Source organism: Actinomadura sp. WAC 06369 (assembly GCF_003947565.1).
Taxonomy (GTDB): Bacteria; Actinomycetota; Actinomycetes; order Streptosporangiales; family Streptosporangiaceae; genus Spirillospora; species Spirillospora rifamycini.
Genome location: NZ_QHJN01000322.1, coordinates 1 through 3598 on the forward strand (window position 1 = coordinate 1; position 3598 = coordinate 3598).

General features: G+C 73.3%; 2 protein-coding genes. Both read left to right on the top strand.

Annotated features, from left to right (window positions below):
• Positions 1 to 386 precede the first annotated feature (386 nt).
• Complete coding sequence (locus tag DMH08_RS38955) at positions 387 to 2507, top strand: MMPL family transporter (RefSeq protein WP_125621267.1); 2121 nt, start codon at positions 387 to 389, stop codon at positions 2505 to 2507.
• A 92-nt stretch (positions 2508 to 2599) separates the two neighbouring features.
• Positions 2600 to 3406 (top strand): S-methyl-5'-thioadenosine phosphorylase, encoded by an 807-nt coding sequence (locus DMH08_RS38960; protein ID WP_125621269.1) that lies wholly within the window; start codon positions 2600 to 2602, stop codon positions 3404 to 3406.
• Positions 3407 to 3598: the final 192 nt, after the last annotated feature.

Here is a 3598-nt window from a genome sequence, read left to right on the forward strand (position 1 = left end):
CCCCTCCCCCGTAACCGCTCCCACCTGCGGTGACGCCGCCCCCTCCTGCTTCCGGTGGAGCCGAGGGCGCCCCGCGCCGTCTCCCGGGCCCGCCGGGCCGCCCCTCTCCTACGCCTCCAGGCCGAACGCGGTCGCCGATCCTGCGCCCCTGGAGGTACCGCGAGTCGGTTCCCCCGCCCGACGCGCGAGCGGCCTCTCCGCGACGAGCATGGGTCCGAGGGGAACCGCGCGGACGGCGCGGGCCGCGGGCGCTCGCGAGCCGACCGGCCACCATCGGCCGGGAGTCGAGATAGTACTTGACACCTCTCGGTGATCGAGGGACTGTGAGCGCCAACGCGATATATCGCGTTTTCCGGCACCCCGCTCGACCAGCAGCGGAGAGGAACATGAGCGAACGCAGCCCGGCGCCCCCAGGCGCCCGCACCGACCGACTCGCCGGCTTGATCGCCGGCCGCCGCACCAAGTGGGCCGTCCTGGCCCTGTGGATCGTCCTGCTGGCCGCGCTCGGCCCGCTCGCCGGGAAGCTCGGCGACGTCGAGGAGAACGACGCGTCGTCCTGGCTGCCCGAAGGCGCCGAATCGACGCAGGTCGTCGAGTTGCAGGAGCGCTTCCGCTCCGAGGAGTCGATGCTCGCCGTCATCGTCTACGAACGGCCGTCCGGCATCACCGCTGCGGACCGCGCGGCGGTCGCCGAGGACGCGGCGGCGTTCCGCGCGCTGCCCGGCGCGGAGACCGTGCAGGGCCCGATCCCGTCCGAGGACGGGCGGGCGCTGCAGGTCCTCGTCCCCCTCACCGGCGAGGACACCCTCGTCGACGCGGTGGACGAGGCCCGCGACCTCGCCCAGCGCGGCCCGCCCGGCCTCGCGGCCCACGTCACCGGGCCCGCCGGCGCGGGCGCCGACCAGTTCGAGGTCTTCGAGAGCATCGACGGGTTCCTGCTGATGGCCGCGGGCGGCGTCGTCATCTTCCTGCTGCTGCTCATTTACCGCAGCCCGATCCTGTGGTTCGTCCCCGTCGTGAGCGCGCTGTTCGCCCTCGGGCTCGCCCAGTCGCTCATTTACCTACTGGCCAAGTACGCGGACCTGACGGTCAACGGGCAGAGTGCGGGCATCCTGACCGTCCTGGTCTTCGGCGTCGCCACCGACTACGCACTCCTCCTCGTGGCCCGGTACAGGGAAGAACTGCACCGGCACGAGGACAAGCACGAAGCCATGGCGTTCGCGCTGCGCCGCGCCGCGCCCGCCGTCATCGCGTCCGGCGCGACCGTCGCCGCCGGGCTGGTCTGCCTGCTGCTCGCCGCGATGAACTCGACCGCCGGAATGGGCCCGGTCGCCGCGGCCGGGGTGCTGACCGCGCTCGCCGCCATGCTCACGCTGCTCCCCGCGCTCCTGGTCGTCTGCGGGCGCTGGCTGTTCTGGCCGCTGATCCCCCGCTACGACGCCAAGTACCTGGAGCCCGAGGCGTACGAGGCGGAGCACGGCGTCTGGAGCCGGGTCGCCGCGCTCGTCGGCCGGCGCCCGCGCGCGCTCTGGGCCACCACCGCAGTCGCCCTGGCAGGTCTCACGCTCGGCCTGTTCTCCCTCAACGCCACCGGACTGTCGAACGAGGGGATGTTCACCGGACGTCCCGACTCCATCGCGGGCCAGAACGTCCTGACCGAGCACTACCCCGGCGGGTCCGGCTCCCCCGCCGTCGTCATCGCCCCGGGAGGCGCCTCGGACGACCTCGCGGCGGCCATCCGCGGCACCGAGGGCGTCGCGGGGGTCGGCGCGCCGCAGACCGCGGCGGGGCTCGTCCAGTACGAGGCGACGCTGCGGGCACCGGCCGACAGCGAGGCGGCGCAGCGGACCGTCGAGCGCCTCCGCGCCTCGCTGCCCGAGGACGCCAAGGTCGGCGGGACCACGGCCATCAGCGTGGACACCAACGAGGCGTCGTCCCGCGACAACCTCGTCATCATCCCGATCGTCCTGGTCGTCGTGTTCGGCATCCTCGTGCTGCTGCTGCGCGCGCTCGTGGCGCCGCTGCTGATGATGGCGACGGTGATCCTGTCCTTCCTGGCGTCCCTGGGCGCCTCCGCGCTCTTCTTCGAGCACGTCTTCGGCTTCGAAGGGGCCGACGCGTCGTTCCCCCTGCTGGCGTTCATCTTCCTGGTGGCGCTGGGCGTCGACTACAACATCTTCCTGATGCACCGCGTCCGGGAGGAGTCGCAGTCGCTCGGCACCCGGCGCGGCATCCTGCGGGGCCTGACCGTCACCGGCGGCGTCATCACCTCGGCGGGCCTCGTCCTGGCCGCCACGTTCGCGGCCCTGGTCACGCTGCCGCTGGTGTTCATGGTCGAGCTGGGCTTCGCGGTCGCCCTCGGCGTCCTGCTGGACACCCTGATCGTCCGCTCGCTCCTGCTGCCCGCCCTCGCGCACGACATCGGCCCGCGCATCTGGACGCCGAGCCGCCTCGCCCGCGAGGAACCGGCCGAAGAAAAGCCCGAAGTGCACCAGCTCGTCCACTGAATCTCCGGGCGGGGCACCGCGCCCCGCCCGGAGTTATCCACAATCCCGAACGCCCTGACGCCACTCCTCCCCCGATGGCTAATGTCGGCCCCATGTCAACCACGGCTTCCCTCGGCGTCATCGGCGGCTCCGGCTTCTACTCCTTCCTCGACGACATCGAGGAGGTGCGCGTCGACACCCCGTACGGTCCGCCCAGCGACCCCGTCGCCGTCGGCGAACTCGCCGGACGCCGCGTCGCGTTCATCCCCCGCCACGGCCGCGACCACCGGTACCCGCCGCACCGCATCCCCTACCGCGCCAACCTGTGGGCCCTGCGCGCCCTCGGGGTGAGGCAGGTCCTCGCCCCCAGCGCCGTCGGCTCCCTCACCCCCGACCTCGGCCCCGGCACCCTCGCGATCCCCGACCAGCTCGTCGACCGCACGTCCGGACGTCCGCAGACCTACTACGACGAGGGCGCCGCCGTCCATGTCTCCTTCGCCGACCCGTACTGCCCCCACGGCCGCCGCGCCGCCCTCAAGGCCGCCCGCTCCGCCGACTGGGACCTCGCCGCCGACGGCACCCTCGTCGTCATCGAGGGGCCCCGCTTCTCCACCCGCGCCGAATCCCGCTGGTTCGCCGGGCAGGGCTGGACGCTGATCGGCATGACGGGCCACCCGGAAGCCGTCCTCGCCCGCGAACTCGCGCTCTGCTACACGCCCCTGTGCCTCGTCACCGACCTCGACGCCGGCATCGAAGAAGGCGAGGGCGTCACGATGGACGAGGTCCTGCGGGTGTTCGGCGAGAACGTCGGCCGCCTCAGATCCCTCGCCGCCGACATCGTCACCGCGCTCCCCACCGAACGCGACTGCCCCTGCCCGAACGTCCTCGACGGCATCGACCTCCCCCTCCGACTCCCCTGACCCGCCGGATTCCCAGCCCGGCCGTCGAGTCGTCCCGCACCCGACGGCCGGGGCGAGCACACCCGAGCCCGCTCAACCCACCGGAGAAGCAGGTGACCCGCCCGACGCTCCCGCCCCGCCTGCGCCGGCCGCTCGCGACACTGTTCGCCGCGGCCGCCGCGTGGCTCGCCCTGCTCACCCTGCGCCCCGGCC

What these genes read in the sequence shown, in the direction of transcription:
- DMH08_RS38955 (WP_125621267.1), top strand. Translation starts at nt 387, where the DNA reads ATGAGCGAACGCAGCCCGGCGCCCCCAGGCGCCCGCACCGACCGACTC.
- DMH08_RS38960 (WP_125621269.1), top strand. Translation starts at nt 2,600, where the DNA reads ATGTCAACCACGGCTTCCCTCGGCGTCATCGGCGGCTCCGGCTTCTAC.